This window comes from Bradyrhizobium sediminis (assembly GCF_018736085.1).
In the GTDB taxonomy this organism is placed as follows: domain Bacteria; phylum Pseudomonadota; class Alphaproteobacteria; order Rhizobiales; family Xanthobacteraceae; genus Bradyrhizobium; species Bradyrhizobium sediminis.
The window spans coordinates 1,250,554-1,275,074 of the sequence record NZ_CP076134.1 but is presented as its reverse complement, the minus strand read 5'-3'; the positions used below and the strand labels follow the sequence as shown (position 1 = coordinate 1,275,074).

Genomic DNA, 24,521 nt, shown 5'->3' with positions numbered 1-24,521 from the left:
AATATCACGCGAAGTGACAGTTTGGTCAACTTGAGGAGCACGCAATGCCGCTGGCACGTATTTCAATTCCCTCGCATCTGGCGGCCGCCAAGGCGCTGGCGCTGGCCGACGCGGTGCATGAAGCGTTGGTATCGACGTGCAACGTGCCGGCGAACGACCGGTTTCAGCTCGTGTCGCGGTTCGAAGACAAGGACATGCTTCTCGATCCCACATTCCCGGAGGTTGAGCGCTCGGCTGATGCCTCGATCGTGGAAATCATCTTCTTGGCCGGGCGGAGCGACGACCGGAAACGCTCGCTGTACAGGGCGATCGTGGCGGGTGCTGTTGCAGCCGGCTTCCGTTCCGATGATGTGATGGTGACGCTGATCGAAAACAGCCCGATCGACTGGTCGCTCGGGCGCGGTGAAGCCTATGACAGGCACGGGACCACGTAGTGCAAATCCTATCGCGGCGCTACCGCTACGCCAGCGCCAGCCGCGAGCGCGCCCGGATCAAGAGCGCCACAACGATGGCGACGTTGACGGCGTTCCAGGCGACGCCGTTGAGGAACGCCGCGGCATAGGAGCCGGTGGCGTCGAAGATAACGCCGGAGACCCAGCCGCCGCCGGACATGCCGACCACGGAAGCCATGATCACGATGCCGACGCGGGTCGCTGCTTCGCGCGCCGGCATCGATTCACGCACGATGATGGCATAGCTCGGCACGATGCCGCCCTGGAACAGGCCGAACATCGCGGAGATGACGTAGAGCGAGGTGAGGCCGTCGAAGAACAAATAGAAGAAAAGCGCAAAGCCCTGCGCCACCGATCCGATCAACAGGGTGCGGATGCCGCCGATCTTGTCGGCCAGGAATCCCGAGCCGATCCGGCTGACGACGCCGAACGCCATCATCAGCGACAGCATCTCGGCGCCGCGCGCCACGCCGTAGCCGAGATCGCCGCAATAGGCGACGATATGGACCTGCGGCATCGCCATCGCCACGCAGCAGGAAATGCTGGCGATGCACAACAGCGCCGTCAGCGTATTGGTCGAGAGCTGCAGATCGACCCGCGGCGGCGGCGCATTCGCGTGATCGTGCGCCACAGCGCCGCCGATCTGCGCGCGCAGCACCATGAGCACGACCGTCATCGCCACCGCGCAGAAGATGCCGATGGCGATATGGGTGGTGCGCCAGCCCCAGGTTTGCATGCCCCAATTGACCAGCGGCGGCCAGATCGTGCCGCCGACATAGTTGCCGCTGGCGACGATGGTCACCGCCAGCCCGCGATAGCGCTCGAACCAGTGCGAGGCTTCCGCCATCAGCGGGCCGAACGTCGCCGAGGTGCCGAGCCCGATCAGGACGTGCACCGCGATGAATTGCCACAGCGTGCTCGAAAGGCCGGCGAGCACATAGGCTATTCCCAGGAAGCCGATGCTGAGCGCCATCGCCGCCACGATGCCGAAGCGGTCGGTGATCCGCCCCGTGGCGACGCCGCCGAGGCCGAAACCGAGCATGGTGAGGGTAAAGGCCAGCGACACAGCGCCGCGGGTGGCGGCGAATTCGGTCTGCACCACCGGCAGCACCACCACGACCGACCACATGCCGACGCTGCCGATCGAGCCAATCAAAACCGCGAGCGCAAGCCGTACCCAGGCCTGACCGGAGTCGGGGGTGAAGCGGCGCGAATCTCTGTGGCTGGAGGGAGCGTGCACGGGCGGCAAGTTCGTCGCCCGCTGCGCCGGGGTCAAGCCACATGGCGCGATATTGGGCATGCAGATGCGGTGCAGCAGGGCCGTAAGTGTCATTCCGGGATGGTCCGAAGGACCAGACCCGGAATCTCGAGATTCCGGGCTCGCCGCTGCCGCGGCGCCCCGGAATGACGTGCCGTTAACCCTTTCCTAACCATAAACCGGGCAAAAATTGCCCAGTGAAGTCGAGTGTCGTCAGCCGCGTAAGACGGGAGAGCCCCCGTGGACGCCAGTGCGGTGCCTCACTTTCGAAACGGTGGCCCTTCGGCCGCCGCGCAGACGTTTGGCGCCCGGGACCGGCATTCGCGGGGGGAAGCAGCTACGATGGTCGATGTCACGGCGGGTCACGGCGCGGGCGCAACGGGCGGATTTCCCGGTTTTGGCGAGATGGGCCGGATCCTGAAGCGCGGCGATCTCGGGCTGGCGTTCGGCATCCTCACCATTCTGGTGGTGCTGATCCTGCCGCTGCCCTCGGTGGTGCTCGATCTGTTTCTCGCGATCTCGATCACGCTGTCGATCCTGATCCTGATGACGTCGCTGTTCATCCAGGCGCCGCTGGAATTCTCGTCGTTTCCGACCATCCTCCTGATCTCGACCATGCTGCGGCTGTCGCTCAATCTGGCTTCGACCCGGCTGATCCTGTCGAAGGGGCATGAGGGCACCGCCGCCGCCGGCCATGTCATCGAAGCCTTCGGCAATTTCGTGATGGGCGGCAATTTCGTCATCGGAATTATCGTCTTCGCGATTCTGGTGATCGTGAATTTCGTCGTCATCACCAAGGGTTCCGGCCGCATCGCGGAAGTCGCGGCGCGCTTCCACCTCGACGCCATGCCGGGCAAGCAGATGGCGATCGACGCCGACCTCGGCGCCGGCCTGATCGACGAGAGGACCGCCAAGGAGCGCCGCAAGGCGCTGGAGGACGAAAGCGGCTTCTTCGGCGCCATGGACGGCGCCTCCAAGTTCGTGCGCGGCGACGCGGTCGCGGGCCTCCTGGTCGTGTTCGTCAACGTCATCGGCGGCATCATCATCGGCGTCGCCCAGCAGGGCATGGGCTTCGGCGATGCCGCGCGCACCTACACGTTGCTGACCGTCGGCGACGGCCTGGTGACGCAGATCCCGGCGCTGATCGTCTCCACCGCGGCGGGCCTGCTGGTCTCGAAGGCCGGCGTCACCGGCGCCGCCGACAAGGCGCTGATGAAGCAACTGTCCGGCTATCCGCAGGCGATGGGCATGTCGGCCGGCGTCATGCTGGTGCTGGCGATGCTGCCGGGCATTCCGATGATCCCCTTCCTCGCATTGGGCGGCGGCGCTGCCTACCTGGCGCTGTCCGCGCGCAAAAAGAGACATGCCGCCGCGGCAGCCGAGGCTGTCGCGACCGCCGCTCCGGATGCCGCCGCCGCCGCGGCCGCGGCGGAAGAGCCGATCTCGACAGCGCTGAAGATCGACGATCTCAAGATCGAACTCGGCTACGCGCTGCTTCCGCTGGTCAACGGACCCGACGGCACCGACCGCCTGACCGAACAGATCAAGGCGCTGCGCCGCTCGCTCGCGGTCGAAATGGGGTTCGTGATGCCGGCGGTGCGCATTCTCGACAACGTGCAGCTGGAAGCCAACACCTACGTCATCAAGATCAAGGAAGTAGATGCCGGCACCGGCAGGATCTGGCCGAACCAGTTCATGGTCATGGACCCCGCCGGCAACCAGGTCGGGGTACCCGGCATTCACACCATCGAGCCGACCTTCGGACTGCCGGCGACCTGGGTCGACGCCAGCCTGAAGGAGGAAGCCTCGCTGAAGGGCTATACGGTGGTGGACGCCGCGACCGTGCTCTCGACCCACCTCACCGAACTGCTCAAGAACAACATGTCGGACCTGTTGTCCTATGGCGAGGTGCAGAAGCTCCTGAAGGACCTGCCGAAGGAGCAGGGCGAACTGGTCAAGGACATCGTGCCGAGCCAGGTCACGGTCTCCGGCATCCAGCGCGTGCTGCAGCTGCTGCTGGCCGAACGCATCTCGATCCGCGACCTCTCGACCATCCTCGAGGGCATCGCCGACGCGCTGGCGTTCTCGCGCAACCCGGCGACCATGGTCGAGCACGTACGCGCCCGGCTGGCGCGGCAGATCTGCGCGCAAAACACTTCCCACAGCGGCTACCTGCCGCTGATCGCGCTGTCGGCGAAATGGGAACAGGCCTTCGCCGAGTCGATGATCGGCACCGGCGAGGAACGCAGCCTGGCGATGCAGCCGTCGAAACTGTCGGAATTCATGACCGTGGTGCGCGACCGCTTCGAGCAGGCCGCGCGCGAAGGCGAGGCGCCGGTATTGGTCACCTCGGCGGCGATCAGGCCGTTCGTGCGTTCGCTGGTGGAACGCTTCAGGTCGCAAACTACCGTGTTGTCGCAGGCGGAAATTCACCCGCGCGCGCGGCTGAAGACCGTCGGCAGCGTGTAAGACAAATCTAAAGCCGGTCAGGCGGTCGACGCATCGTATCTTCGCTCGATATGGAAGGACTTGGCCGTAATCAGCCATCGACCATCGATACGGTGGTAGGATAGGTAGTCGAGATACTGAAGTGCATCGATCCTGACTCGAACCTTCGCCACCGCTTGAACGGCTGATGCGAAATCGACCAGCAGTATTTCCTGATGGCGCGGGGCGTTCTTGGATTTCGGCGATGGCCCGGACGCAAGTGCCTTCTTGTAGTCTTGCGCCGGCAACAGGCGCAAATTGCCGTCGCGCAGCCCGTGCAATTGGGCGCTCGAAGCGAACACCAGATCGAAGCGCGACATATCATTGTCGAACATCAGGTCGAAGTAATGCTCGATGGCGGCAAGCAGAGACTGGATGGTCGCAGGATCGGACATCGCCATGTCACTCCGTGAAGACGCCTAAAGATGTCACCGAACCCTGCGCCATGTCCTTGCGAAACATGCTAGAATTGGCCATCGATTAGCAATTACTCACCTCTTCGATCCCCAGAAGTTCATAGCCATGCCAAAACACGACCTTGATGCCATCGATTGCCGCATCGTCGCCGAACTTCAATCCGACGGCCGCCTGAGCAACGTCGAACTCGCGGACAAGGTCGGCTTGTCGCCATCGCCGTGCCTGCGCCGCGTCAAGCGGCTGGAGCAGGAAGGGTATATTCAAGGCTATCGCGCAGCGCTGCAGCGGGACCGCGTTGGTCTGGGATTTTCGGTCTTCATCGGCGTCAAGCTCAATGGCCACGCCAATGACTGCGCAATGGCCTTCGAGCAGACCGTCGTCGAGATGCCGGAAGTCGTAGCGTGTCATCTCGTCTCGGGTGAGGCGGACTATTTCCTTGAAGTCGTCGTACCGGAGCTCGCTGACTACCAGCGCTTTCTGGTGGGAAAGCTGCTCAACCTGCCGCAGGTACGCGAAGTACGCAGTAACATCGCGATCCAGACCCTAAAGTCCGGGGGCCCCTTGCCGCTCGAACACCTCAAGACCGCGATGGGCGCAAGAACCATCGTGGCGGAATGATCGAGACAGACCGTCGGCAGCGTCTGAACGCCGCGTTGATTTCGCGATTGAAGTTGCGTGTCATGCGCAGAAAAATTCTTTACTAGAATTGTTCAAGGCTGCGGGTGACGCGCTTGCTGTCGAAACATCGCGGCGCTACTGAAGCGCCATGTTGGCTTCGCCGCGCGCACCTGATCTTCCCTGGCCCCTTCCACTGCTTCGCCTAGTGCCACTTCCGCTCCTGCAACCTATTCTCACTCTCATCGGCACCCAGGTTGCGAAAGCCCAGCCCGACGTCTTCTCGCGCCTCGGGCCGCACGCGCAGAAATCCTTCGTCATCGATCCGACCGATCTTCCGTTCGTGCTGGTGCTGAAACCGAAACCCGAGGCTCCCGCGCTCAGCGCCTGGCGCCGCGACAGCGCACCTCATTCGCATGCGCGGATCGCGGGCTCGTTTCTCAATCTGTTCGACCTGATCGACGGCTCGCTCGACGGCGACGCCCTGTTCTTCTCGCGCAAGCTCCGCGTCACCGGCGACACCGAAGCCGTCGTCGCCTTGCGCAACGCGCTCGACGACGTCGACGGCGGGGTCGTGGAAAGCATCACCAAGGCTTTCGGTCCGCTCTCCGGCGTCGCCGCGATGACGGTCTCCCATATGCGCACGCTTGGCGGCCGAGGACTTGGCAGCAGAGGACTTGGCGGCAGAGGAAGAAACCATGAATGACCATGTCGCCCCCCGCCGTCCCGAACTGGTCTGCCCGGCCGGCACGCCGGCGAGCCTGCGCACCGCGGTCGATGCCGGGGCCGACGCCGTCTATTGCGGCCTGCAGAACGCGACCAATGCGCGGAACTTTCCCGGACTGAATTTCTCGCCCGACGAGCTCGGAAAATCGGTCGACTATGCCCATGCCCGCGGAGCCAAGGTTCTCCTGGCCGTCAATACCTTTCCCCCCGCCGGCCAGTTCCAGCTCTGGAAGGATGCAATCGGAATTGCGGCTTCCGTCGCGGCGGATGCGATCATCGTCGCGGACATCGGGGTTGCGGCCTATGCCGCGCGCGAGTTCCCGCAACTGCGTCTGCATCTGTCGGTGCAGGCCGGCGCGTCGTCGCCGGAGGCGATCCGCTTCCACTGCGAGGAATTCAACGTCAGGCGCGTGGTGCTGCCGCGCATCCTGACGGTGGCGGAGATCGCCGACATTCACCGGCAGATCCCTTGCGAGATCGAGGCGTTCGTGTTCGGCAATATCGGCATGATGGCCGAAGGCCGCTGCAGCCTGACCAACTACGTGACCGGCGTCTCGACCAACATGGACGGCGTGTGTTCGCCGGCGGCCGACGTCCACTATGAAGAGGAAGCCGACGGCACGCTGACGACGAAGCTCGGATCGTTCGTCATCGATCGCTATGGCTGCGGCGAAAACGGCGGCTATCCGACCATCTGCAAGGGACGGTATTCCTGCTCGGCGCAGCCCGAGCCCTATTACGCCTTCGAGGAGCCGCGCTCGCTGAACCTTTCGGCGCTGTTGCCCGACCTGATGCGCGCCGGGGTCACCGCCCTGAAGATCGAGGGACGCCAGCGCAGCCGCGCCTATGTCAGATCCGTGGTCGCCGCCTTTCGCAAGGCGGTCGACGAGATCATGACTGGCAAACAACCGTCGCTGACCGACCTGATCGCGCTGACCGAGGGCCACAAGGAGACCCAGGGCGCCTTTCAGAGCAAGAGCTGGAGATAACCGAACATGAGCGGCGCGCGAACCGAACTGACGCTTGGCCCGAACCTGTTCAACTGGGCACCCGAGACCTGGCGCGACTTCTATTTCCGCATCGCCGAAGAAGCGCCGGTATCCGTGGTCTATCTCGGCGAAACCATCTGCTCCAAGCGCGCGCCGCTGTTCCGGGATCATTACGAGGCGGTTGCCGAACGTCTGCGCGCAGCCGGCAAGACCGTGGTGCATACGACGCTCGGCGAAACCGCTTCGCGGCTCGACCGTCGGCTGGTCAGCGACGTCTGCGAGCGGACGTCGGAGCTGGTCGAAGCCAACGATGCCTCGGCGGCGTTCCATTTGCGCGGGCGGCCGCATTGCATCGGCCCGCTGATGAACGTCTATAACGAAGAGACCTTGCGCTTTCTCGCAGCCAAAGGCGCGCAGAATATCTGTCTCCCGATCGAGCTGCCGTCTTCCGCGATCGGCGTGCTCTGCGCGGCCGCAGGACCTGCGAAGGTGACGATCGAGGTTCAGGTGTTCGGCCGCCAGTCGCTGGCGCTTTCGGCGCGGTGCTATCACGCCCGGGCGCACGGCCGCACCAAGGACACCTGCCTGTTCGTCTGCGAGAACGATCCCGACGGGCTGGTACTTTCGACGCTGGAGCGGAAGCCGTTTCTCGTCGCCAACGGCGTGCAGACCTTGTCGTGGGAGTACCTGAACCTGGTCCAGGAAATCCCGGCTCTGAAAGCTGCCGGCGTTTCCCGCTACCGGCTGTCGCCGCACAGCTGCGACATGGTCCGGGTTGCGACCGCCTTTCGCAGCGTGCTGGACGGGGATCTGACGGTCGCGGAGGCGTTGGCCTGCCTTGAGGAACTGCCGCTCGATGCACCGTTCTCGAACGGCTTCCATCACGGCCGCCCCGGCTACGGCTGGACCGCCCTCACCGGCACGGCGCCGCACTGAGCGGCGCAAATCAGTGCGGAAGAGGTGGACTTTTTCGCCACAGGCAAATGTTTTCTTGATCAGCGCCAATTGCCGTCATTTTGCACCGCGGCAAGTCAGAAAAATATAACATACTGCAATAATTCGATAACTTGCTGTCTCGAGGGTTGTTGCCCTGCAACCGGATCGCGGGCGTTCAAGTCTTTTCACTGCCTTGTGATCGCATCTTAGGAACCAAAGGCCGAATCCCTACGTTTCCAGCCGGGAGACGTTGAACCTGTCGGCGGATGCACCAGACAAATTCCGTAAGCAGGAAGGCGGCAGGAGGCTTCCATGAACCATTCGATCTACAGCGCAGATCGCTCGACCCATCTGAAGATCGTGGTCGTGGCGCTCGTTGCTGGTATCGCGGTGGCAGGCTTCAGCGTCTTGGCACGCACCACGTCAGATGAAGGATACACCCAGACCGCGCGCGTCATCAAAGCCGGCAAGCCGGTGGCGATCACCAGCGCGACCACCTCGACGGTTCGCTAACGGAATTCACGGAATTCACGCGGCTCTTTATCAGCCCCCCAAGGTCGCCACGTGGATATTTAGAAGACCCCAACTACCCCCAAGTTGACTACGGAAAACGCCCGCTCCCCACGGGCGTTTTCTTTTGTCGGCTGCCTCAGCGGGGCGCAGCAGTCGCCGGCGGAACGCTCTCGATCAGCTTGCCGGTAAACACGATCGGGCCGGTGGCGACGCCGGTCGGCGAGCCGCCTTCCGGCTCGACCGTCACGGCATAGGTCGCCTTGTTCACCGTGTCGGTGTCGTAGGACGCCAGCGCCGGCCGCATCGTGAAATCATTGCCGCCGATCACGCCCAGCGAACGCGGCCGCTGCAGCTTGTCGGAGACCAGCCACAGTTCGTAGCTCTTGCCGGGCTCGGGGGTCGCGCCGACCCGACGCACCGTGAAGTTCTTGGTGGTGCCGTCCACCGTGAGAATGAAGGCGGGCGACCCGCTGTCCTTCTGCAGCAGGGCGACATATTGCGCCGACGGCGTCGGCGCAACGGTCGTCTTCACTTCGACCACCCGGGTCCGCACCTTCGGGCGCAGGCCGTCGGGCAGCAGATCCGGCTGGTAAAGCTGGGTCGCGATCATCGCCACCAGTGCTGCGGCCATCGCGGTCGTGAGCGTCGCGATGTTGCGCCAGCGCCGGGCCTGTGCGGACAGCCGGATGACGTTGGAGGTGTCGACGGGCGCAGCGGGCTCGCTGACCTCGGGCGCGGCCGGCGGTGGCGGCGCTTCGGGAAGCACCAGCGGCGACTGCGGCTCGGAATGTCCTATCGCGGTCTTGATTTTGTCCCAGACCTCGGGCCTCGGCTCGATCGATCCGACCATCTGGTTCAGGACGCCGAGCTTGCGCTGCCACGCCTCGACCATCGCCGTGAAGTCCTTGTCGACGGACATCATGGTCTCGACCTGCGCGCGCTCGTCGGCATCGAGGGTGCCGAGCGCATATTCCGCGGCGAGCGCGATATGGTCTTCGCTGTAGGCCATCATCTAGAGTCCAAGATCTCTCAAAGCCCGAGACACTCCCGGATATCCATCATGCTGCGGCGCAGCCATGTCTTCACCGTATTCACCGGCGTCTCGAACTTCGCCGCCAGCTGCTCGCGGCTCCAGCCGTTGTAATAGGCCAGCAGCACCAGCTTCTGCCGGTCCGGTTCGAGGCGGCCGACGCATTCCAGGAGCCGCTTCAACTCCTCCGTCATCTCCCGGCGCGCCAGCGGATCCGGGCTGTCGGCGGCCACTTCCATGGCCGAGGGCTCCTCTTCGATCGAGACTTCGCTGCGCTTGCGCACGATGTCGATGGCCCGGTTGCGGGCGATCGACGCCATCCACGTGATCGGCGACGACAGACCGGGATTGAATTGCCCGGCGCCGTTCCATATCCTGGCGTAAGCCTCCTGGAGGACCTCCTCGGCGAGATCCTGTCGCCGCAAGATACGCAGCACCACGCCGAAGAGTTTCGCGCGCGTGGCCGCGTAAAGCCGCTCGAAAGCGGCCTGATCCCCTTTGGCAACGGCGGCAATCAGCCAGACCAACTCAGCCGGCGTCAGCATTCAGCGTCCCCAAATCGCGATGCCCCATCGCTTCTCACATACCGGAGCGGCAGTCCTGACATGTCAGTATCATACCTTGCGCCGGAGCGGGCCACCAAGTCGCCGATGACAGGCCTGTGGACATTCCAACGACAACCCCGCCAACGACAAACCCGGGCCTTGCGGCCCGGGTTCTCGATCTTGCTGAAATCTCGGAATCGAAGCCGTCAGGCAACCGCCCCGATGCGGGCGCGCATCAGGCCGATACTGTCGAGATCGGCCTGTTCCCGGGCGCTCTCCTCGGCCCGTTCGCGGGCCTGGTCGCGCTCGTCTAGGAGCTCGACTTTCTTGAGTTCGTCGAACGCCTCGCCCAACAGGCTCTTGGCGTCTTCGAGCTGGATCCGCAATTCGTCGGCCGAGCGGGTCAGATTTTCACGCCGCTGGATCGCGGCCTTGGCATAGGTCGGATAGGCGAAATGCGTGGGATCGTTGATCCCGGCGCGCTCCTGTTCGGTCTGGATTTCGCGCTCCAGGTCGACCGACATCCGCTGGAAATCGGCGATCATGCCCTCGATCTGGGCGACCCTTCGGCGCTTTTCGTCGACCTGAAATTTCTTCAGGCGGATCAGCGTTTCACGTGACTTCATCGACTCATACTCCCCAGAAGTCCCGGCCTGAACGCGGGACGGAACCGGCGCCCCTCAGGGGCCCCGCCGGTGCAGCTCGTTGTGTGGCGCGGATGATGGCCTGACAAAGTTAGCGTTCCGTTTCCAAGTCCTTCAGGATTTGCTCAAGCTGCCGGTAGCCCTCGTTCAGGCCGGTGGTCTCGTCCTTGGCCTGGCGCAGGAAGCTTTCCAGGGGTTCGTGCAGCCGGATCGCCTCGTCGACCTCAGCGCTGGAGCCCTGGCGATAGGCCCCGAGCCGGATCAGTTCCTCCATGTCGGCATAGGTCGCCATCACCTGGCGGACCCGGGTAATGACGGGCAGATAGGCCGGATCGGCCGATTTCGGCATGGTGCGGGAGACCGATTTGAGAATGTTGATCGCCGGATAGCGGCCGCGCTCGGCGATCGAGCGCTGCATCACGATATGGCCGTCGAGAATGCCGCGGACCGCGTCGGCGATCGGCTCGTTATGATCGTCACCGTCCACCAGCACCGTAAAAATACCGGTGATGGTGCCGGCGCCGACCCCCGGTCCGGCGCGCTCGAGCAGCTTCGGCAGCTCGGTGAACACGGTCGGCGTATAGCCCTTGGCGGTCGGCGGCTCGCCCGCCGACAGGCCGATTTCGCGCTGCGCCATGGCAAAGCGCGTCACCGAATCCATCAGGCACAGCACGTCCTTGTCTTCGTCGCGGAAATATTCCGCGATGGCCAAGGTCAGATAGGCCGCCTGCCGCCGCATCAGCGCAGGCTCGTCGGAGGTCGCCACCACCACCACCGAGCGCGCCAGGCCCTCCTCGCCGAGGTCATCCTGCAGGAATTCCTGCACCTCGCGGCCGCGTTCACCGACGAGTCCGATCACGGTGATGTCGGCATCGACATTGCGCGCCAGCATCGACAGCAGCACCGATTTGCCGACGCCGGAGCCGGCGAAGATGCCGAGCCGCTGGCCGCGGCAACAGGTGAGAAAGGTATTGAGCGAGCGCACGCCGAGATCGAGCGGCGCACCGACCCGCTTGCGCGAATGCGCCGGCGGCGGCGAGTTGCGATAGGGCATCGGCGAGGCGCCCTGCTGCAGCGGCCCCTTGCCGTCGATCGGCTCACCCATCGCGTTGATGACGCGGCCGAGCCAGGACGGCGAAGGCCGCACCTGGCTTGCGGCATTGGCGATCACCGCCCGGCAGCCACGGCGCACGCCTTCGAGGCCGGCGAACGGCATCACCACGGCGTTGTTGCCGGAAAAGCCGATGACCTCGGAGGGAATGAAACGGTTGCCGCCGGTATCGATGACGATGCGGGCGCCGACCGACATCGCATGGATCGGCCCCGCGATCTCGACCATCAGGCCGCGGACGCCCACAACCCGGCCATATATATTGACGCCGTCGATGTCGCTGATCTGCTCGGCGAGCGCCTTCATTGCGAAAACCTTAAGTTTAAGCGCTTTAGGGCCCTACCCTTAACTTCGTGTTTACCCGCATCGTTAATCATTGCGTCACTGTCTTTGGTGACTGAGAGCGCTCGCCCATCAGAAGAAGGACGAGTCGCGAGAGTCGGTTAGGCCCGTCTCTTAATGTGAAAACTGAACGGGAGTGGTTACGAAAACTTGCTTCACCGCAATATCTTAGGGCGATTCGATGAAAATTGCACTGAAAGACCTTGCGAACAGGAATCAGATTTTGTTAACCATATGTCGTCAGGATCCGAATCAGTTGTTCAAAGGCGTTTTGAGTGCCGCAAGTGCGGCCGACCTGACGCCCGGAGCGGCGACTATAGGGGACTGGCATGCGCGTTTTGCTGATAGAAGATGACAGCGCCGTTGCGCAGTCGATCGAGCTGATGCTCAAATCCGAGAGCTTCAACGTCTACACGACGGATCTCGGAGAGGAAGGCGTCGATCTCGGCAAGCTTTACGACTACGACATTATCCTTCTCGACCTCAACCTGCCCGACATGTCCGGCTACGACGTGCTCAAGCAGCTTCGGGTGTCGAAGATCAAAACCCCCATTCTGATCCTCTCCGGCCTTGCCGGCATCGAGGACAAGGTTAAGGGTCTCGGCGTCGGCGCCGACGACTACATGACCAAGCCCTTCCACAAGGACGAACTGGTCGCCCGCATTCATGCGATCGTGCGCCGTTCCAAGGGCCACGCCCAGTCGGTGATCCAGACCGGCGATCTCGTGGTCAATCTCGACACCAAGACGGTGGAAGTCGGCGGCCAGCGCGTGCATCTGACGGGCAAGGAATACCAGATGCTGGAGCTGCTCTCGCTCCGCAAGGGCACCACGCTCACCAAGGAAATGTTCCTCAACCATCTCTATGGCGGGATGGACGAGCCGGAACTGAAGATCATCGACGTCTTCATCTGCAAGCTGCGCAAGAAGCTCGCCAACGCTTCCGAAGGCCGCAACTTCATCGAGACCGTCTGGGGCCGCGGCTACGTGCTGCGCGAGCCGCACGAGGTCGAAGAGCGCATCCCCGCCTGATCGAAGAGCTCTACCGAGGGCCTCTGGCTCTCTCCTCCCAGACTGGACCCCGCCGCAAATGGCGGGGTTTTTGTTTGTGGGGGTTAGAAGCGCGTGGTGAGATCGGTCAGCCATGCCGGAGAGGCTTCGACCAGCGCGGCCTCGACCGCCTTATCCATCCCGGTCAGGATCAGCGCGCCGACGATCAGCAGCACGGCGCCGAGCGCGGATTTCATGCCGCTGCCGGCCGACAACAGGCTGCTGCGCCAGCGCACCATGGTTTCCCTCGAAAGCCATCCGAGCCCCAGCAGGGGAAGCGCCGCGCCGACGCCAAAGGCCAACATCGTGAGCGCGACCTGCGCCAGGTTCGTGCCCTGGGCCGCAAGCAGGGACGCGGCCCCCAATGTCGGCCCGACGCAGGGACTCCAGACCGCACCGAGCAGAACGCCGATCCAGAATTGCCCGGCGATGCCGGCGCTGCGGTTGCCGGCGAACCTGCTGTCGGCCCAATTGCCGATCGGCCCGGCGGCAACCGCCAGCCGCGCCTGCAAGGGCGGCAACAGCAGCACGGCGCCGACGATCATGACCAGCGAGGCCGCGACATAGCGAAGCCGTTCCGCATCGAGGCCGATGGCGTGACCGATGGTGGCCAGGAACAATCCGATGGCCACGAACGAGAGCGACAGGCCCGCGGCAAGCGCCAGCGGGCCGTGCCGATGGCTCGACGCGGCGGTGCCGAGAACAACGGGCAGGATCGGCAGCACGCAGGGCGAAAGGATCGAAAGAACCCCTGCTGCGAATGCCAGGAACGTATGGCCGATCGTCATCGCATCAAGCCGCCTCTGTTGACCATCTTCATCTCGTCACGCGCCGGCGAGGTATTCGATGAGCGCGCTTGCCGACGGCTCGGCCCAGTTCGCCGCACCGGGCATGTAGCCGACGATCCGGCCCGAACTTGCGATCAGGTAGGTGATCGGCATTCCGTAAAGGGCAAATGGAGCTTCGGTCCTGTTGTCCGGGTCCGAGTGGGCGACGTAGCCGTTCGGATCCAGGTAGATCGGGAGGTTTCGAATCGAAAGGGATTGGACGAAGCGGCTTACCTGCTCCCGGCCAACTCGATCTTCCGATACGGCGATGACCTTCAAGTCGTCGTTGCGCGTTGGTTCGGCGAGTTGGTCAAGAATTGGCAGTTCGATCCGGCAGGCGGCACACCACGTCGCCCAGAAATTCAGAAGAATTGGCTGACCGCGAAGCGTGGCAAGGTCGAACGACCCTCCGCCGAGACTGAAGAGACGGACGGACGGCAGGATACGCTGCGGAGAGAGAAGCGTGAATTGATGCCTTCCCGACGTGAATGAGGGAGGCAGGGCTGGTTGGGCCGCCACAACGCTGTCCGGCAAGAGCCAGGATCCGGCTGCGGCCAGTCCGCCGGCGACGGCGCTGCGCCGCGAAGGCAACCCGGCTGCCGGCCCCGGGGACCGGACGCTGCTTGCTTCGCGGCTGCGGAGTTGTCCTGGCAAGGTCGGCAAGGCTAGATCGACTTCTCGACCAGCGCGTAGATCGACGCCCGCCTGGTGTCGCCGACCGAACGTCCCTCTTCCTTCTCGCCCTTGAAGGCGATCAGGGTCGACTGCATGTTGGCGCCGAGGCGCTTGACTACATCCTTCTGGCTGTCGAAGTCGACGACGAAGTAGGCAAGGTCCTTGAACCTGGGATCGGCCCTGAGCTCGCTGAGGATCGGCGCCTGCGCCTTGCAGGTGGGGCACCAGGACGCGTGGATCGCGATCAGGATCGGTTTGCCGGCCTTCTGCGCGTCGGCAAAGATTTTGGCATCAAAAACCTTGGCATCGAATGCCGGCGCCGTTTCGGCAAGCGCGGGCGCCATCACGAGGAAGCTTGCAACGAGGGAGGCGACCAGAATTGAGCGGCGGGACAACATGAAATTCTCCTATCTTGGTTCAGGGAGTTTCGATCTTGAGGGCGAAAATGTTACGCTCGGTCACGGACTCTTTTGCGCAAGAACCTGCGGTCCAAAGCGGCCCAACAGCCAATGATCAACCGACAGCGCGCCGGGACCTCGGCACAGCAAGACCAGCAGCATTGCCGCCCACTGAATGTGCGTGGGCCATGCCAGGGGATAGACGAATATCTCGATCACCGCGGTCATGCCGAGCAGGACGAGGGCTGCCGGCCGCGTCAGAAGGCCGAGCAGCAACAGGACGGGCGCGGTCAGTTCGACAGCCGTCGCCACATCGGCCGCGATGACCGGAGGAATGAGCGGCAGCTGATACTCGTCGGCAAACAGGGACAAGGTCGTGTCCCAGTTCGCCAGCTTCGCCATCGCCGAATTCCAGAATATGGTTGCGACCGCAAAGCGCAGCGGCAGCGCCAGCCAGGTATAGCTGACGCCGTCGAGCGCGCGGCGGATGTCCCAGAGCATGCCGGAAATCCCCCGGGACGGCTGAGTGGTTCTGGCAGCGTCCGTCATGCGGTCTTCCTCACTCGGCAGCCGGTGTTGCGGGCAATACGAATTCGGCAAACCTGCCGAGCGCGAGATGCTCCGCCAGCGCCGTCGTGCAATCGAAATCCTTGATATCGTCGAGGGCCGATTCGATGGATCGGCCGGCACAAAGCGCCAACAGGAAGCGCCAGGCCTCATCGGTGAGCCGCTCGACCTCAACGCCGGTCGCGCGTCGCTCGATCAGAAGCTTGATCGGGCCGGAACCGAGATCGACGCTGCCCAGCGCATCGTCGTCGGAGGCGAGCACTGCGCGCCATATGACGTCGACCGGGTATTCCAGCCGCAACAATCGGATCGAGGGATCGGCAACGAAGGAGACCAGTCCCTGGCTTTCGGGTTCGACGGCGCTGAGAGCGGCAACGTCCAGCGGCGATACGTCCGCGGCGTGCAGCGCAGCATTCACGGCCCATTCCAGCTCCGCCACCTCGCTGAGATAAACCAGCGACCTCGCCTGCGGGAGCGAACGCAGAAAGCCGGCGAATTCGCCGCCATACTGATCGAGCCATGCCGCCCGCGGCGGATGCTGGGCAACGAAGATCTGCGCGGCGCCTTCGAAGAACTCCCCGCCGACCAGTCGTTCCGTTATCGGGAAGGACAACCGGAGCGCCCTGGTCAGGGTATGGATGAAGGTATTGCGATAGACATCCAGCCGGTCCGCGCCGATGTGCCGGGCGAGCATCGCGGCAACCGCCTGCCCGTCCCGGTGAACGAGACTCGCCCGCATCGCCGTTTGAAGTTCAAGCAGCGTCGGCATGACTCGAAGCCCTTCTTGAGCCGTCAATGAACCGGCCTGCGTGTTCGGCCTCCTTAAGCAGGATCTCCAGCGCCGGCACGTCGTTGTCCCACTCGATCAGGGTGGGAACGGCGCCGAAGCGCGCGATCGCCTCCTGGTACAGCGCCCAGACCTCATCGCTGACCCGAGAGCCGTGGTCGTCGATGCGCAGGGTGCTGCCGTCGGCAAGGGTCTTGATGCTGTGTCCCGCGAGATGGATCTCGCCGACCGCGTCGGGTGGCAACGCCGCGATATAGGCTGACGCATCCCAGCCGTGGTTGTGGGCGCTGACACAGATATTGTTGACGTCGCAGAGGATGCCGCAGCCGGTGCGCGCGGCGACCGCCGTCATGAACTCCCATTCCGGGACGATCGAATTGCCGAAGGCAATATAAGTCGACGGGTTTTCGACCAGGATTCGCCGCTTCAGATAGGTCTGGGTCTGGTCGACATGGCGACAGACGACCTCGAGCGCCTCTTCCGTCATCGGCAGCGGCAGCAGATCGGCCAGATAGGTCCCGCCCACGACATTCCAGGCGATATGCTCCGACATCAGGCCGGGCTCGATGCGTTCGGCGACCTTCCGGATGCGTTCGAGATGAGCGGGATCGATCCCTTCCGCGCTTCCGAGCGAGAGCCCCACGCCATGGAGCGAGATCGGCGTATCGCGGCGGATGGCGTCGAGATAGCGCAGCGGCGTGCCGCCGCCCATGTAGTTCTCGGTGTGGACTTCCATCCAGGTCACCGCGGGCCGGGTGTCGAGCACGGCCTGATGATGCTGAAAGCGCAACCCGATCCCGGCTTGCGCCGGAATCAGGCCGCCTTCGCTGATGCTGGGGACGCGCATCATCCAACCGTCTCAAGTCGCGGTGGTCTTGCCGCCCTGGATCTTGCCGCAGTCGCCTGCGGGCAGCAGCACGAAGGATTTCGTATCGCGGGCCTGTGTTGCCTGTCCGGCGCAGGAATGCGCGCCTTCGGCGCAATCGTTCTTGCCGGCGGCGCTGATGCCGTAGCACTTTTCGAGCTTGTTCTTGCTCATCCGCTCCATGTTGTCCTTCACGACCTTGGGCGGATTGGCCATGCCCTGGGCCTGGACGGCCGGAGCCTGCATCGCAAGCGCGAGACCAACGGCAGCGGTCAAGGTGGAAATGGCAAACAGACGACGATTCATGGTGTCTTCCTCTCCTGTTGGGTCCCATCGCGGAACGCACATCACGAGGTTCGCCGCCGAATCGGAAAGGTTAGCGGGGTTGGAAAAAATTCATTGCTGTCGCGGCGCTTGCAGCCGTTGTATTTTTGGGTCGCGCCGACGATCGCTGACGTCAGGGCCGGGAAGCAGGCGGAAAGCATGCCGAGTTGCGGAAAGCAGGACCCTCCCTATCCCCATACGCCAAGGCTGACGCTTGTCGTCTCGACCGAGCCTGCGAACAAGCGGGCTTCCGGCGGCCAGTCGGACTGGTCGGTCCTGATGGTCAGGGCGCAGGATGGCGACCGCGATGCCTATCGGTCCCTGCTGAAGGAAATTGAGCCCTATGTCCGATCGATAGCGATCAGGTGCTTCAATCGGCCTTTCGACGCCGAGGACGTCGTTCAGGATGTCCTGCTGACCGTCCACGCCGTCAGGAATACCTACGACCCGAAACGGCCGTTCGGTCCGTGGCTGGTGGCCATCGCCAACCGTCGCATCATCGACCGGCTGCGTCGGCATGCCCGGCAGAAAGCCCGGGAAATCGAATTGTCCGCCGAACATGAAACCTTTGCCGAGGCTCCGGCGAACCTTGATAGTACGATATCGGCAGAGCTTGCGCTGGTTGGCGCCATCGACAAGCTGCCGCCGGATCAGCGCGAAGCGATCAGAATGCTGAAACTCAAGGAAATGTCCCTGAAGGAGGCATCGCAGGCGAGTGGCCGGTCCGTCACGGCGCTGAAGGTCGCGACGCATCGTGCCATCAGGAATCTGCGCCGGCTGTTGAAGGGCGAACCGTCGTGAGAAATACATCCGACCTCATCGATGAACTCGTCGATTCCGCGGCTCCGGTCAGGCGCCTGCGTCCGCCATTCCTGCGTGCCGCCCTGTGGCTTTCGCTGGCGGTGGTCGTGCTGGGGCTGCTTGGCGTTGCCCACGGGGTGCGAGCGGATATCGCCGCGCGGTTGCAGCAACCCGTGTTCGTCGTGAGCATGTTCGGAGCGCTCGCCACGGCCGTCCTGGCAGCGCTGGCGTCGTTCAAGCTGAGCCTGCCGGATCGTTCGCGCTGGTGGCTCCTGCTGCCGTTTCCGGCGCTTGGGGTTTGGGTGTCGACGATCGGCTACGGGTGCCTGACCGACTGGGTCAGCATGAGCCCCGATGGCGTGCGCATGGGCGAGGCGGCCCGGTGCTTCGCGACCCTGCTGTTGACCAGCGTACCGCTCTCGATCGCGATGCTGGTCATGCTTCGCCATGCCGCCTTGCTGCGACCGACGGCGGTCAGTGCCGCCGGGGGTCTGGCCGTGGCTGCGATGACGTCGTTTGCGCTGTCGCTGATCCACGATCTCGACGCAACGATCATGATCCTGATCTGGAATCTCGGCGTGGCAGCCCTGATTGCAGGACTGGCGTGCGCGTTCGGCCGGCCGACCCTGGCGTGGGTTGCCGCCCGCGTCATGCCGGCGCTGCCTCCGCAACTCTCGATCCATCCGAAAACCTGAAATCCGCAGGGCGCCCTTGGGGCTTCCTGGCTGACACGTCGGCATACTGAAGATCCTTCGCGTCATCAGAATGGGATTGACAAATTAATGTATCTACACTAGTGTATCTACATCAATTGGAGCCAACCGATGACGAAGCCGACAATCCTCGTAACCGGCGCCACCGGCAAAACCGGCTTTCCCGCCAGCATGCAACTACTGGCGAGGGGCTATCCGGTTCGGGCCTTCGTTCGCAAATCCGACAGCCGAAGCGCAGCGCTCCAGGACAAGGGTGCGGAGATCTTCGTCGGATCGCTCAACGACATCGATGACGTTCGGCAATCGCTTGAAGGGGTTCATCGCGCCTATTTCTGTGCGCCGCTGCTTCCGGGTTGCCTCAATGCCAGCGTGATTTTCGCGACCGCCGCGCAGGAGCGGCGCCTCGAAGCCATTGTTGTCATGAGCCAATGGCTCGCCTGCCCGTCGCATCCATCCGCACATACGCGCGAGACCTGGCTTGCCGACTCCGTGTTTGCCCAGATGCCGGGCACTGCGGTCATGACCATCAACCCCGGCTGGTTTGCGGACAACTATATGACGGTCATGGAGTCGGCCGCGCAGTTCGGACTCTTGCCGATGCCCTTGGGTGACGGACTGAACGCTCCGCCCTCCAACGAGGACCTCGCCAGGGTTATCGTGGGCGGCCTCGACAAGCCCTTGCAGCATGCCGGCAAGACCTACCGCCCGACCGGCCCGCGGCTGCTTTCGCCACAGCAAATTGCCGCGGCCTTCGGCAGGGCGCTTGGCCGGACAGTCACGTATGTCGATGCGCCCATCGGCATGTTCGCCCGGGTCGCCCGATCGATGGGTTTTCCAGAGTTCGTGATCGCCCAGGTGGCCTGGTACTTCAGGGACTATCAGAAGAATGCATTTGCCGTCGGCGCGCCGACCGACGTCGTGCGCGAGGTCGGCGGACAGGCGCCTGAGGATTTCGACGCCATCGTCGGGCGCTACGTCGCATCGTCGCCCCATGCGAGGCGCAGCGTCGGATCGCGCATCAAAGCCGCTTTGGGGGTTGCGGGAGCGATGCTGGGCCGAGCTCCGGATCTTGATGCCTTTGACAAGCGCTGCACGCCAGAAATCCCTCGCGCCGTCCTCGCGGCGGACTCGGCGGCCTGGATGTCCGTGCACGACCTGATCCCGCACGCTGCTGCCAACATGGAACGCTGAACATGGTGACGCTCCAGGACGCTGCGGCAAGTTGCGCGTGTCTCAAGGCGCGAAAGGCGGCGCGCGCGGTAACGCGGGCCTATGACAGGGCGCTTCGGCCATCCGGCCTCAGGGTCACCCAGCTCAACATCCTGGGGGCCGCCGGCGTAACCGGTGGCGCACCGCTCGGGAAGCTTGCAGACATATTGGGCATGGAGCGCACGACGCTGACGCGCAATCTTCAATTGATTGAACGTGAGGGATTGATCAAGGTCGTCAATGTCGATGGCCGTACTCGTAACGTCATGCTGACGGCGGCTGGCAACAAACGCCTCACACAAGCCCTGCCCCTTTGGGAGAACGCGCAAAGCGAGCTGCGCCGCAAGCTTGGCGCACGGGACTGGACCGCGGTGCAGGGCGCCTTGACGACCCTGGCGAGGATTGCCCTGTGATGTGCCCGCCCCGCCGCGCGCTCTCCGTTCACCTCCACAAAATGAGAACGATATGATCGTAGCCTTGTTGGTCACCCTGGTGCTCGCCGTCGTCCTCGGCCACCTGCTTGCCGCCTGGTTTTCCGCGCGGCGAACGGGATTGCCGCTGAAACAGGCCGCCTATTTCACCGGATACGTCGGAGCCGGCGCGGCGTCCCTCCTGTTGCTGTCCGTTGCCGCTTCCGTCTCCGGCCTCATCGCCAACTTCGATGCCACCCCACCCTATTTGATGCGCTTCCTTTTTCCACACCTGGTCTTCACACTGATCCTCGGATCAATTTCGCCGTACGGCCGCCGCCTGGCGCTTGGTCTGCCAATCGTTGTACTCATTGGCCTCCAGGCGTTCCGCATTCCCGTCGAACTCTTGCTTGATGCACTCTACGCCGAAGGAATAGCCCCGGTTCAAATCACCTATCGCGGGTGGAATTTCGACATCCTGACGGGGCTGACGGCGCTCCCTGTGGCATGGCTCGCCGCGCATGGCAAAATCTCGCGCACTCTGCTCATGGCCTGGAATATCGTGGGGCTTGCACTGCTGGCCAACGTCGTGATCGTCGCGCTGACATCGATGCCCGGGCCATTGCGACTGTTCATCAACGAGCCATCGGCGGGATTCGTCGCCTCGCTCCCCTACATCTTCATACCCACCGTGTTCGTGACGACGGCGCTCCTGGGCCACGTTCTCCTGTTTCGGCGTTTGCAGCTCGACGCCAAATCGGCGGAACTACGTCACGTCCGCGTGTAGTCGTCCGCAAGCCGGCAGGCTCGAGGCCCACAAATTGAAGCGGCGGCCCCCGCCCTCTACAGCGTCTTCAGATACTCGATCAGGTCGAACCGCTCATCCTCGGTCAGCATCCGGCCGATCACGCCGTTCTTGCCTGGCCCCGGCGTCCCCTCCAGCGAATGGCCGAGAACGCTGTTGCCGTGGATCGGCTTGCCGTCGCTGTCCGTCATCGAGAACAGGGTTTCGCCGGTCTTGCAGGATGTCGCGACACGAAAACCGACGTGTTCCGGATCGAAGTCGCGGGCGCCCATGCAGAACTGCTTCGGACGCTCGGCCGCGGGCTTGAGCATCCAATACAGCGAGGGCACCGAACCGTTGTGGAGATAGGGAGCGGTCGCCCAGACGCCGTTCAGCGGGCGCGCGCGATAATGCGGTCCGTTTGGCGCGGTATTGGGACAGTTCTTCCGCGGCCCCCACAGCGCGGCCTGATCCGTCTCCGAAAGCTTGCGGTCTTTCATCCATTTGTCGCTGACCTTGTCCACCACGATCATCAGCGCGATGGCGAACGGCATCTCCGTCGAAGAGTAGGCGGGAAGATCGGCACATTTCCCCCGCGAGTCGAGGTCGCGTGCGGGCTGCAGGTTGAAGAAGCCTGGAATCTCGACCGGCCGTTTTGCGAGAACATTGGCCTGGGCGGGATCCGTTCCCATGCCGGCCACGCCCTTCTGGACGGGGTTCAGCACGGGATCCGCGCTGTCGCGGTTCTTCCAGCGATCCGAGGACCAGAAGCTCTTGTCCGGGAATTGCGTGCCGAATACGGGGTCGGCGACCGGTCCGAGATGGCACTCGACGCAGATCTCCGCGTAAATCGCACGGCCCCTGGCGACGCGCTCGGGTTTGATCTTCCATGCCGGATCGCCGGCGAAGATCCTGGACGGCCATTCCGGCGATTTCAGCCCGGCGAAACCTTTCGGATTCTGGCGAAAAGGATCGGGGCCGCGCAACATGTCTTCGATGTAGACGAGATTGTTGAGGGCGACAGACGAGCGGAACAATGCCTCCGGGGGAGGATTGGGTGAAAGATTGACCAGCGCGGAAACGCCGAGCGCCTCACCGGCGTTGCGGATCAAGGGCTGCTCGATCGAGGCGTCGTATTGCGCCCACCAGAACCACGGCACGCTCCAGATCGGCGGGAAACTGACCGGCGCATCAACCGCGTACAGGTTCTTTTCATATCCGGCGAGACCCGACATCACCAGATCGGTGTAGAAGACCTGATTGCCGATCCGGTTCAGCGCGTCGAGCCGCCCGAATCCTTCCTCGGTATCCTTCTGCTTGTTGCCGTCGAACCCTTTCCTGCTGTCGATCGCTTTCTGATAGATCTTGATCTGGGCGAGCAGGAAGTCGCGAATCTCCGTCAGCCCCTTCTTGAGCTTGTCGCGCTCATCCTTGCTGGCATCGGGACCGAGTACCCGCGTCGCGAAACGGTTGAAACGGCCGGGCACCCACGTGGTGTAGGCAATGGACAGGCCGGTCGCGAGCTCGAGCTTTTTCAGGTTCACCGTGGCCGGGCCACCATCATAGCGCACGCTGACGCCCTTGTAATTGATATGCCCGGTGTGACAGGCCGCACAGGTCAGCCCGATCTTGTCGGCCTCGGGGGCGCCGGTGCCGGGGTTGGTGACCCCGTTCATTCGCGCGAAACCGACCGGCAGGCCGTCGAAATTCTCGGCCGGCGTCGGCTGCAAACCCGCCGCCAATTTCGGCGCCGGCTCGGTCTTGGCATCGGAGGTAGCTGAATAGCCAAAGCGGCGCAGACTCGCGGCATCCGTATCGACGGATTTGGGGCTTGGAAGAAAGCCGAACCGCTCGAGGTAAGCGCTGTCGGCGAGCATGCCGGGTCGGGTGAACAAGTGAATGCCTGGCTGTTCCAGCGCGAGAAACCAGGCATAGGGCACCGGGAAGGTCGCCGTGCCCTGGCTTGCATGGTGGAACCAGTGCCTCCTCTCCGTCGGCCAGTTCTGGTCGAGCCAATGTGCTTCCTTTGCCGGGGCGCTGTCCGGCAGCGGCGGCGGCAGCACCTGCGCCAGCGGCGGCACGATCTTGCCGACCTGGTTGGGAAATTCGGCGATCGCCACGATCGCCGCGACGGCCAACGCCACCAGCCAAACCGCGACTTTGAGGGCCTTGCGCAGCGGACCGTGCGCAGGCGCCGTTGCCGGCTGCGACGCCAGGCGCGCGTTGATGCGGTCGGGCAGCCGGCGGTCGACGAACAGCGTTCTGATCTCCGCCACGCTGAGGTAGCGACCCCTGCCCTCACCCTTGCCCATGATATCCAGCAAAACCGGCCATTCGCCGTTCATCAACAGCCGGTCGAACCAGCGCCGGTGCCCCTTGGCGCGCGCGAAATTCGCGTTCATGTAGGTCGTGATCTCGCTGCTCGTCAGCCCGATCTCGACTCCGCCGGACGGGTCCTGCCGTTCCTTTCCGAATCCGGCGAGACGGACGATTTCGTTCTCGTGCACCTGGGCGTTCGCGTCCAGGATGCGCGAGCCGACGCCATGCTTGTCCAAGGGACCATTGCGTAGCGCGTCGAGCTCTGCGCCTGACCACCAGCTGCGCAACAGGCGCAAGGGACTAAGGCCGTTGGCGATCAGGGCGACCGGGTAGGTCTTCAGGCCGACCAGCTTCATCTGCAGTCCGGTCTTGCCGCTGGCGGCCTCGACGGTCCTGCACAGCTCCGGGATCGGCACGATGTGGCCGCCGACGAAACCTTCCGCCACGACGGCGCGCAGGAAGGGGCACGGATTGTTGGGCGAAACCGGAATCTGCGAAACAGCGGCGCCGCCCGCTCTATGAATGCTGTCGTCTTGCATGGATCTGAATCCTGAAAAGCAACGAATTCCTGAAAAGCATTATGAAAATATGAAACTGACTCGCCCTGATTTGAAAAAGGCGAATTTGCCTGCGGCACGCTACCTTAAGCTGCAGCGGAGTTTTGGCGGAATCCGAATCCGAGTCAATTGGAGTCCGAGCCGGAACGGCGTTCCCCACGGGCCTCGTGC

The 24,521-nt window shown here is 63.6% G+C and carries 27 protein-coding genes; 13 read left to right on the top strand and 14 right to left on the bottom strand.

The window, feature by feature from the left end; genetic code table 11:
- The first annotated feature begins 44 nt into the window (after nucleotides 1-44).
- On the top strand, nucleotides 45-434 hold the full coding sequence (locus KMZ29_RS06125; protein ID WP_215622892.1) for a tautomerase family protein: 390 nt from the start codon (nucleotides 45-47) through the stop codon (nucleotides 432-434).
- A 25-nt stretch (nucleotides 435-459) separates the two neighbouring features.
- Here the strand turns inward: KMZ29_RS06125 and KMZ29_RS06120 are convergent, their stop codons facing one another.
- Nucleotides 460-1,752: an MFS transporter gene (locus KMZ29_RS06120; RefSeq protein ID WP_215624161.1), complete on the bottom strand. Its 1,293-nt coding sequence runs from the start codon at nucleotides 1,750-1,752 to the stop codon at nucleotides 460-462.
- A gap of 198 nt (nucleotides 1,753-1,950) precedes the next feature.
- On the opposite strand from KMZ29_RS06120, the gene flhA reads away from it, so the two are divergent.
- Entirely contained in the window at nucleotides 1,951-4,179 is a 2,229-nt protein-coding gene (gene flhA, locus KMZ29_RS06115) for a flagellar biosynthesis protein FlhA (RefSeq protein WP_215622891.1), read from the top strand.
- Nucleotides 4,180-4,196: 17 nt separating this feature from the next.
- Here the strand turns inward: flhA and KMZ29_RS06110 are convergent, their stop codons facing one another.
- Nucleotides 4,197-4,592 (bottom strand): nuclear transport factor 2 family protein, encoded by a 396-nt coding sequence (locus tag KMZ29_RS06110; protein ID WP_215622890.1) that lies wholly within the window; start codon nucleotides 4,590-4,592, stop codon nucleotides 4,197-4,199.
- A gap of 127 nt (nucleotides 4,593-4,719) precedes the next feature.
- Here KMZ29_RS06110 and KMZ29_RS06105 point away from each other — a divergent pair, with 127 nt between their 5' ends.
- The 5 genes from KMZ29_RS06105 to KMZ29_RS06085 all read left to right on the top strand — a co-directional run bounded on the left by KMZ29_RS06105 (nucleotide 4,720) and on the right by KMZ29_RS06085 (nucleotide 8,393).
- Nucleotides 4,720-5,232, top strand: coding sequence for an Lrp/AsnC family transcriptional regulator (locus tag KMZ29_RS06105; RefSeq protein ID WP_215622889.1), 513 nt, complete (start codon nucleotides 4,720-4,722; stop codon nucleotides 5,230-5,232).
- Nucleotides 5,233-5,437: 205 nt separating this feature from the next.
- Nucleotides 5,438-5,935: a ubiquinone anaerobic biosynthesis accessory factor UbiT gene (ubiT, locus tag KMZ29_RS06100; protein WP_215622888.1), complete on the top strand. Its 498-nt coding sequence runs from the start codon at nucleotides 5,438-5,440 to the stop codon at nucleotides 5,933-5,935.
- Nucleotides 5,928-6,944 carry a ubiquinone anaerobic biosynthesis protein UbiU gene (gene ubiU / locus KMZ29_RS06095; RefSeq protein ID WP_215622887.1) on the top strand — a complete coding sequence of 339 codons (1,017 nt, stop codon included), beginning with the start codon at nucleotides 5,928-5,930 and terminating at the stop codon, nucleotides 6,942-6,944. Before ubiT ends, ubiU begins: the two co-directional genes overlap by 8 nt.
- Before the next feature lie 6 nt (nucleotides 6,945-6,950).
- Nucleotides 6,951-7,880, top strand: a complete 930-nt coding sequence (gene ubiV, locus KMZ29_RS06090; protein WP_215622886.1) for a ubiquinone anaerobic biosynthesis protein UbiV — start codon at nucleotides 6,951-6,953, stop codon at nucleotides 7,878-7,880.
- A 312-nt stretch (nucleotides 7,881-8,192) separates the two neighbouring features.
- Nucleotides 8,193-8,393: a hypothetical protein gene (locus KMZ29_RS06085; RefSeq protein WP_215614944.1), complete on the top strand. Its 201-nt coding sequence runs from the start codon at nucleotides 8,193-8,195 to the stop codon at nucleotides 8,391-8,393.
- Between the two features lie 136 nt (nucleotides 8,394-8,529).
- Here KMZ29_RS06085 and KMZ29_RS06080 read toward each other — a convergent pair whose 3' ends face one another.
- From KMZ29_RS06080 to fliI, 4 genes are all read right to left on the bottom strand, one after another.
- Nucleotides 8,530-9,402 (bottom strand): anti-sigma factor, encoded by an 873-nt coding sequence (locus KMZ29_RS06080; protein WP_215624160.1) that lies wholly within the window; start codon nucleotides 9,400-9,402, stop codon nucleotides 8,530-8,532.
- Nucleotides 9,403-9,422: 20 nt separating this feature from the next.
- Nucleotides 9,423-9,968 (bottom strand): sigma-70 family RNA polymerase sigma factor, encoded by a 546-nt coding sequence (locus KMZ29_RS06075; protein ID WP_215622885.1) that lies wholly within the window; start codon nucleotides 9,966-9,968, stop codon nucleotides 9,423-9,425.
- 206 nt (nucleotides 9,969-10,174) lie between these two features.
- Nucleotides 10,175-10,594, bottom strand: coding sequence for a flagellar export protein FliJ (gene fliJ, locus KMZ29_RS06070; protein WP_215622884.1), 420 nt, complete (start codon nucleotides 10,592-10,594; stop codon nucleotides 10,175-10,177).
- Nucleotides 10,595-10,703: 109 nt separating this feature from the next.
- Nucleotides 10,704-12,029, bottom strand: coding sequence for a flagellar protein export ATPase FliI (gene fliI / locus KMZ29_RS06065; protein ID WP_215622883.1), 1,326 nt, complete (start codon nucleotides 12,027-12,029; stop codon nucleotides 10,704-10,706).
- A 365-nt stretch (nucleotides 12,030-12,394) separates the two neighbouring features.
- Between fliI and ctrA the strand changes: the two genes are divergently transcribed.
- Entirely contained in the window at nucleotides 12,395-13,096 is a 702-nt protein-coding gene (ctrA, locus tag KMZ29_RS06060; protein WP_007600544.1) for a response regulator transcription factor CtrA, read from the top strand.
- An 83-nt stretch (nucleotides 13,097-13,179) separates the two neighbouring features.
- Here ctrA and KMZ29_RS06055 read toward each other — a convergent pair whose 3' ends face one another.
- The 7 genes from KMZ29_RS06055 to KMZ29_RS06025 all read right to left on the bottom strand — a co-directional run bounded on the left by KMZ29_RS06055 (nucleotide 13,180) and on the right by KMZ29_RS06025 (nucleotide 17,539).
- Nucleotides 13,180-13,902, bottom strand: a complete 723-nt coding sequence (locus KMZ29_RS06055) for a cytochrome c biogenesis CcdA family protein (protein WP_215622882.1) — start codon at nucleotides 13,900-13,902, stop codon at nucleotides 13,180-13,182.
- A 36-nt stretch (nucleotides 13,903-13,938) separates the two neighbouring features.
- Nucleotides 13,939-14,475, bottom strand: coding sequence for a TlpA disulfide reductase family protein (locus KMZ29_RS06050; RefSeq protein WP_215622881.1), 537 nt, complete (start codon nucleotides 14,473-14,475; stop codon nucleotides 13,939-13,941).
- 131 nt (nucleotides 14,476-14,606) lie between these two features.
- A complete protein-coding gene (locus tag KMZ29_RS06045) occupies nucleotides 14,607-15,014 on the bottom strand; it encodes a thioredoxin family protein (RefSeq protein ID WP_215622880.1) in 408 nt (135 codons plus the stop codon).
- A 60-nt stretch (nucleotides 15,015-15,074) separates the two neighbouring features.
- Entirely contained in the window at nucleotides 15,075-15,563 is a 489-nt protein-coding gene (locus tag KMZ29_RS06040; protein ID WP_249779839.1) for a DoxX family protein, read from the bottom strand.
- A 10-nt stretch (nucleotides 15,564-15,573) separates the two neighbouring features.
- The gene (locus tag KMZ29_RS06035; RefSeq protein ID WP_215622879.1) at nucleotides 15,574-16,350 is read right to left on the bottom strand and encodes an HvfC/BufC N-terminal domain-containing protein; all 777 of its coding nucleotides are present in this window, start codon (nucleotides 16,348-16,350) and stop codon (nucleotides 15,574-15,576) included.
- Complete coding sequence (gene bufB / locus KMZ29_RS06030) at nucleotides 16,334-17,218, bottom strand: MNIO family bufferin maturase (RefSeq protein WP_215622878.1); 885 nt, start codon at nucleotides 17,216-17,218, stop codon at nucleotides 16,334-16,336. The genes KMZ29_RS06035 and bufB overlap by 17 nt, the downstream gene beginning before the upstream one ends.
- Nucleotides 17,219-17,227: 9 nt before the next feature.
- The gene (locus tag KMZ29_RS06025) at nucleotides 17,228-17,539 is read right to left on the bottom strand and encodes a BufA1 family periplasmic bufferin-type metallophore (protein ID WP_215622877.1); all 312 of its coding nucleotides are present in this window, start codon (nucleotides 17,537-17,539) and stop codon (nucleotides 17,228-17,230) included.
- Between the two features lie 177 nt (nucleotides 17,540-17,716).
- Here KMZ29_RS06025 and KMZ29_RS06020 point away from each other — a divergent pair, with 177 nt between their 5' ends.
- The 5 genes from KMZ29_RS06020 to KMZ29_RS06000 all read left to right on the top strand — a co-directional run bounded on the left by KMZ29_RS06020 (nucleotide 17,717) and on the right by KMZ29_RS06000 (nucleotide 21,477).
- Nucleotides 17,717-18,358, top strand: a complete 642-nt coding sequence (locus tag KMZ29_RS06020; protein WP_215622876.1) for an RNA polymerase sigma factor — start codon at nucleotides 17,717-17,719, stop codon at nucleotides 18,356-18,358.
- On the top strand, nucleotides 18,355-19,053 hold the full coding sequence (locus KMZ29_RS06015) for an NrsF family protein (RefSeq protein WP_215622875.1): 699 nt from the start codon (nucleotides 18,355-18,357) through the stop codon (nucleotides 19,051-19,053). Before KMZ29_RS06020 ends, KMZ29_RS06015 begins: the two co-directional genes overlap by 4 nt.
- A 129-nt stretch (nucleotides 19,054-19,182) precedes the next feature.
- On the top strand, nucleotides 19,183-20,262 hold the full coding sequence (locus tag KMZ29_RS06010) for an NmrA family NAD(P)-binding protein (protein WP_215622874.1): 1,080 nt from the start codon (nucleotides 19,183-19,185) through the stop codon (nucleotides 20,260-20,262).
- 2 nt (nucleotides 20,263-20,264) lie between these two features.
- A complete protein-coding gene (locus KMZ29_RS06005; protein WP_215622873.1) occupies nucleotides 20,265-20,693 on the top strand; it encodes a MarR family winged helix-turn-helix transcriptional regulator in 429 nt (142 codons plus the stop codon).
- A gap of 52 nt (nucleotides 20,694-20,745) precedes the next feature.
- Complete coding sequence (locus tag KMZ29_RS06000; protein WP_215622872.1) at nucleotides 20,746-21,477, top strand: DUF8737 domain-containing protein; 732 nt, start codon at nucleotides 20,746-20,748, stop codon at nucleotides 21,475-21,477.
- Between the two features lie 56 nt (nucleotides 21,478-21,533).
- Here the strand turns inward: KMZ29_RS06000 and KMZ29_RS05995 are convergent, their stop codons facing one another.
- Nucleotides 21,534-24,332, bottom strand: coding sequence for a di-heme-cytochrome C peroxidase (locus tag KMZ29_RS05995; protein ID WP_215622871.1), 2,799 nt, complete (start codon nucleotides 24,330-24,332; stop codon nucleotides 21,534-21,536).
- Nucleotides 24,333-24,521: the final 189 nt, after the last annotated feature.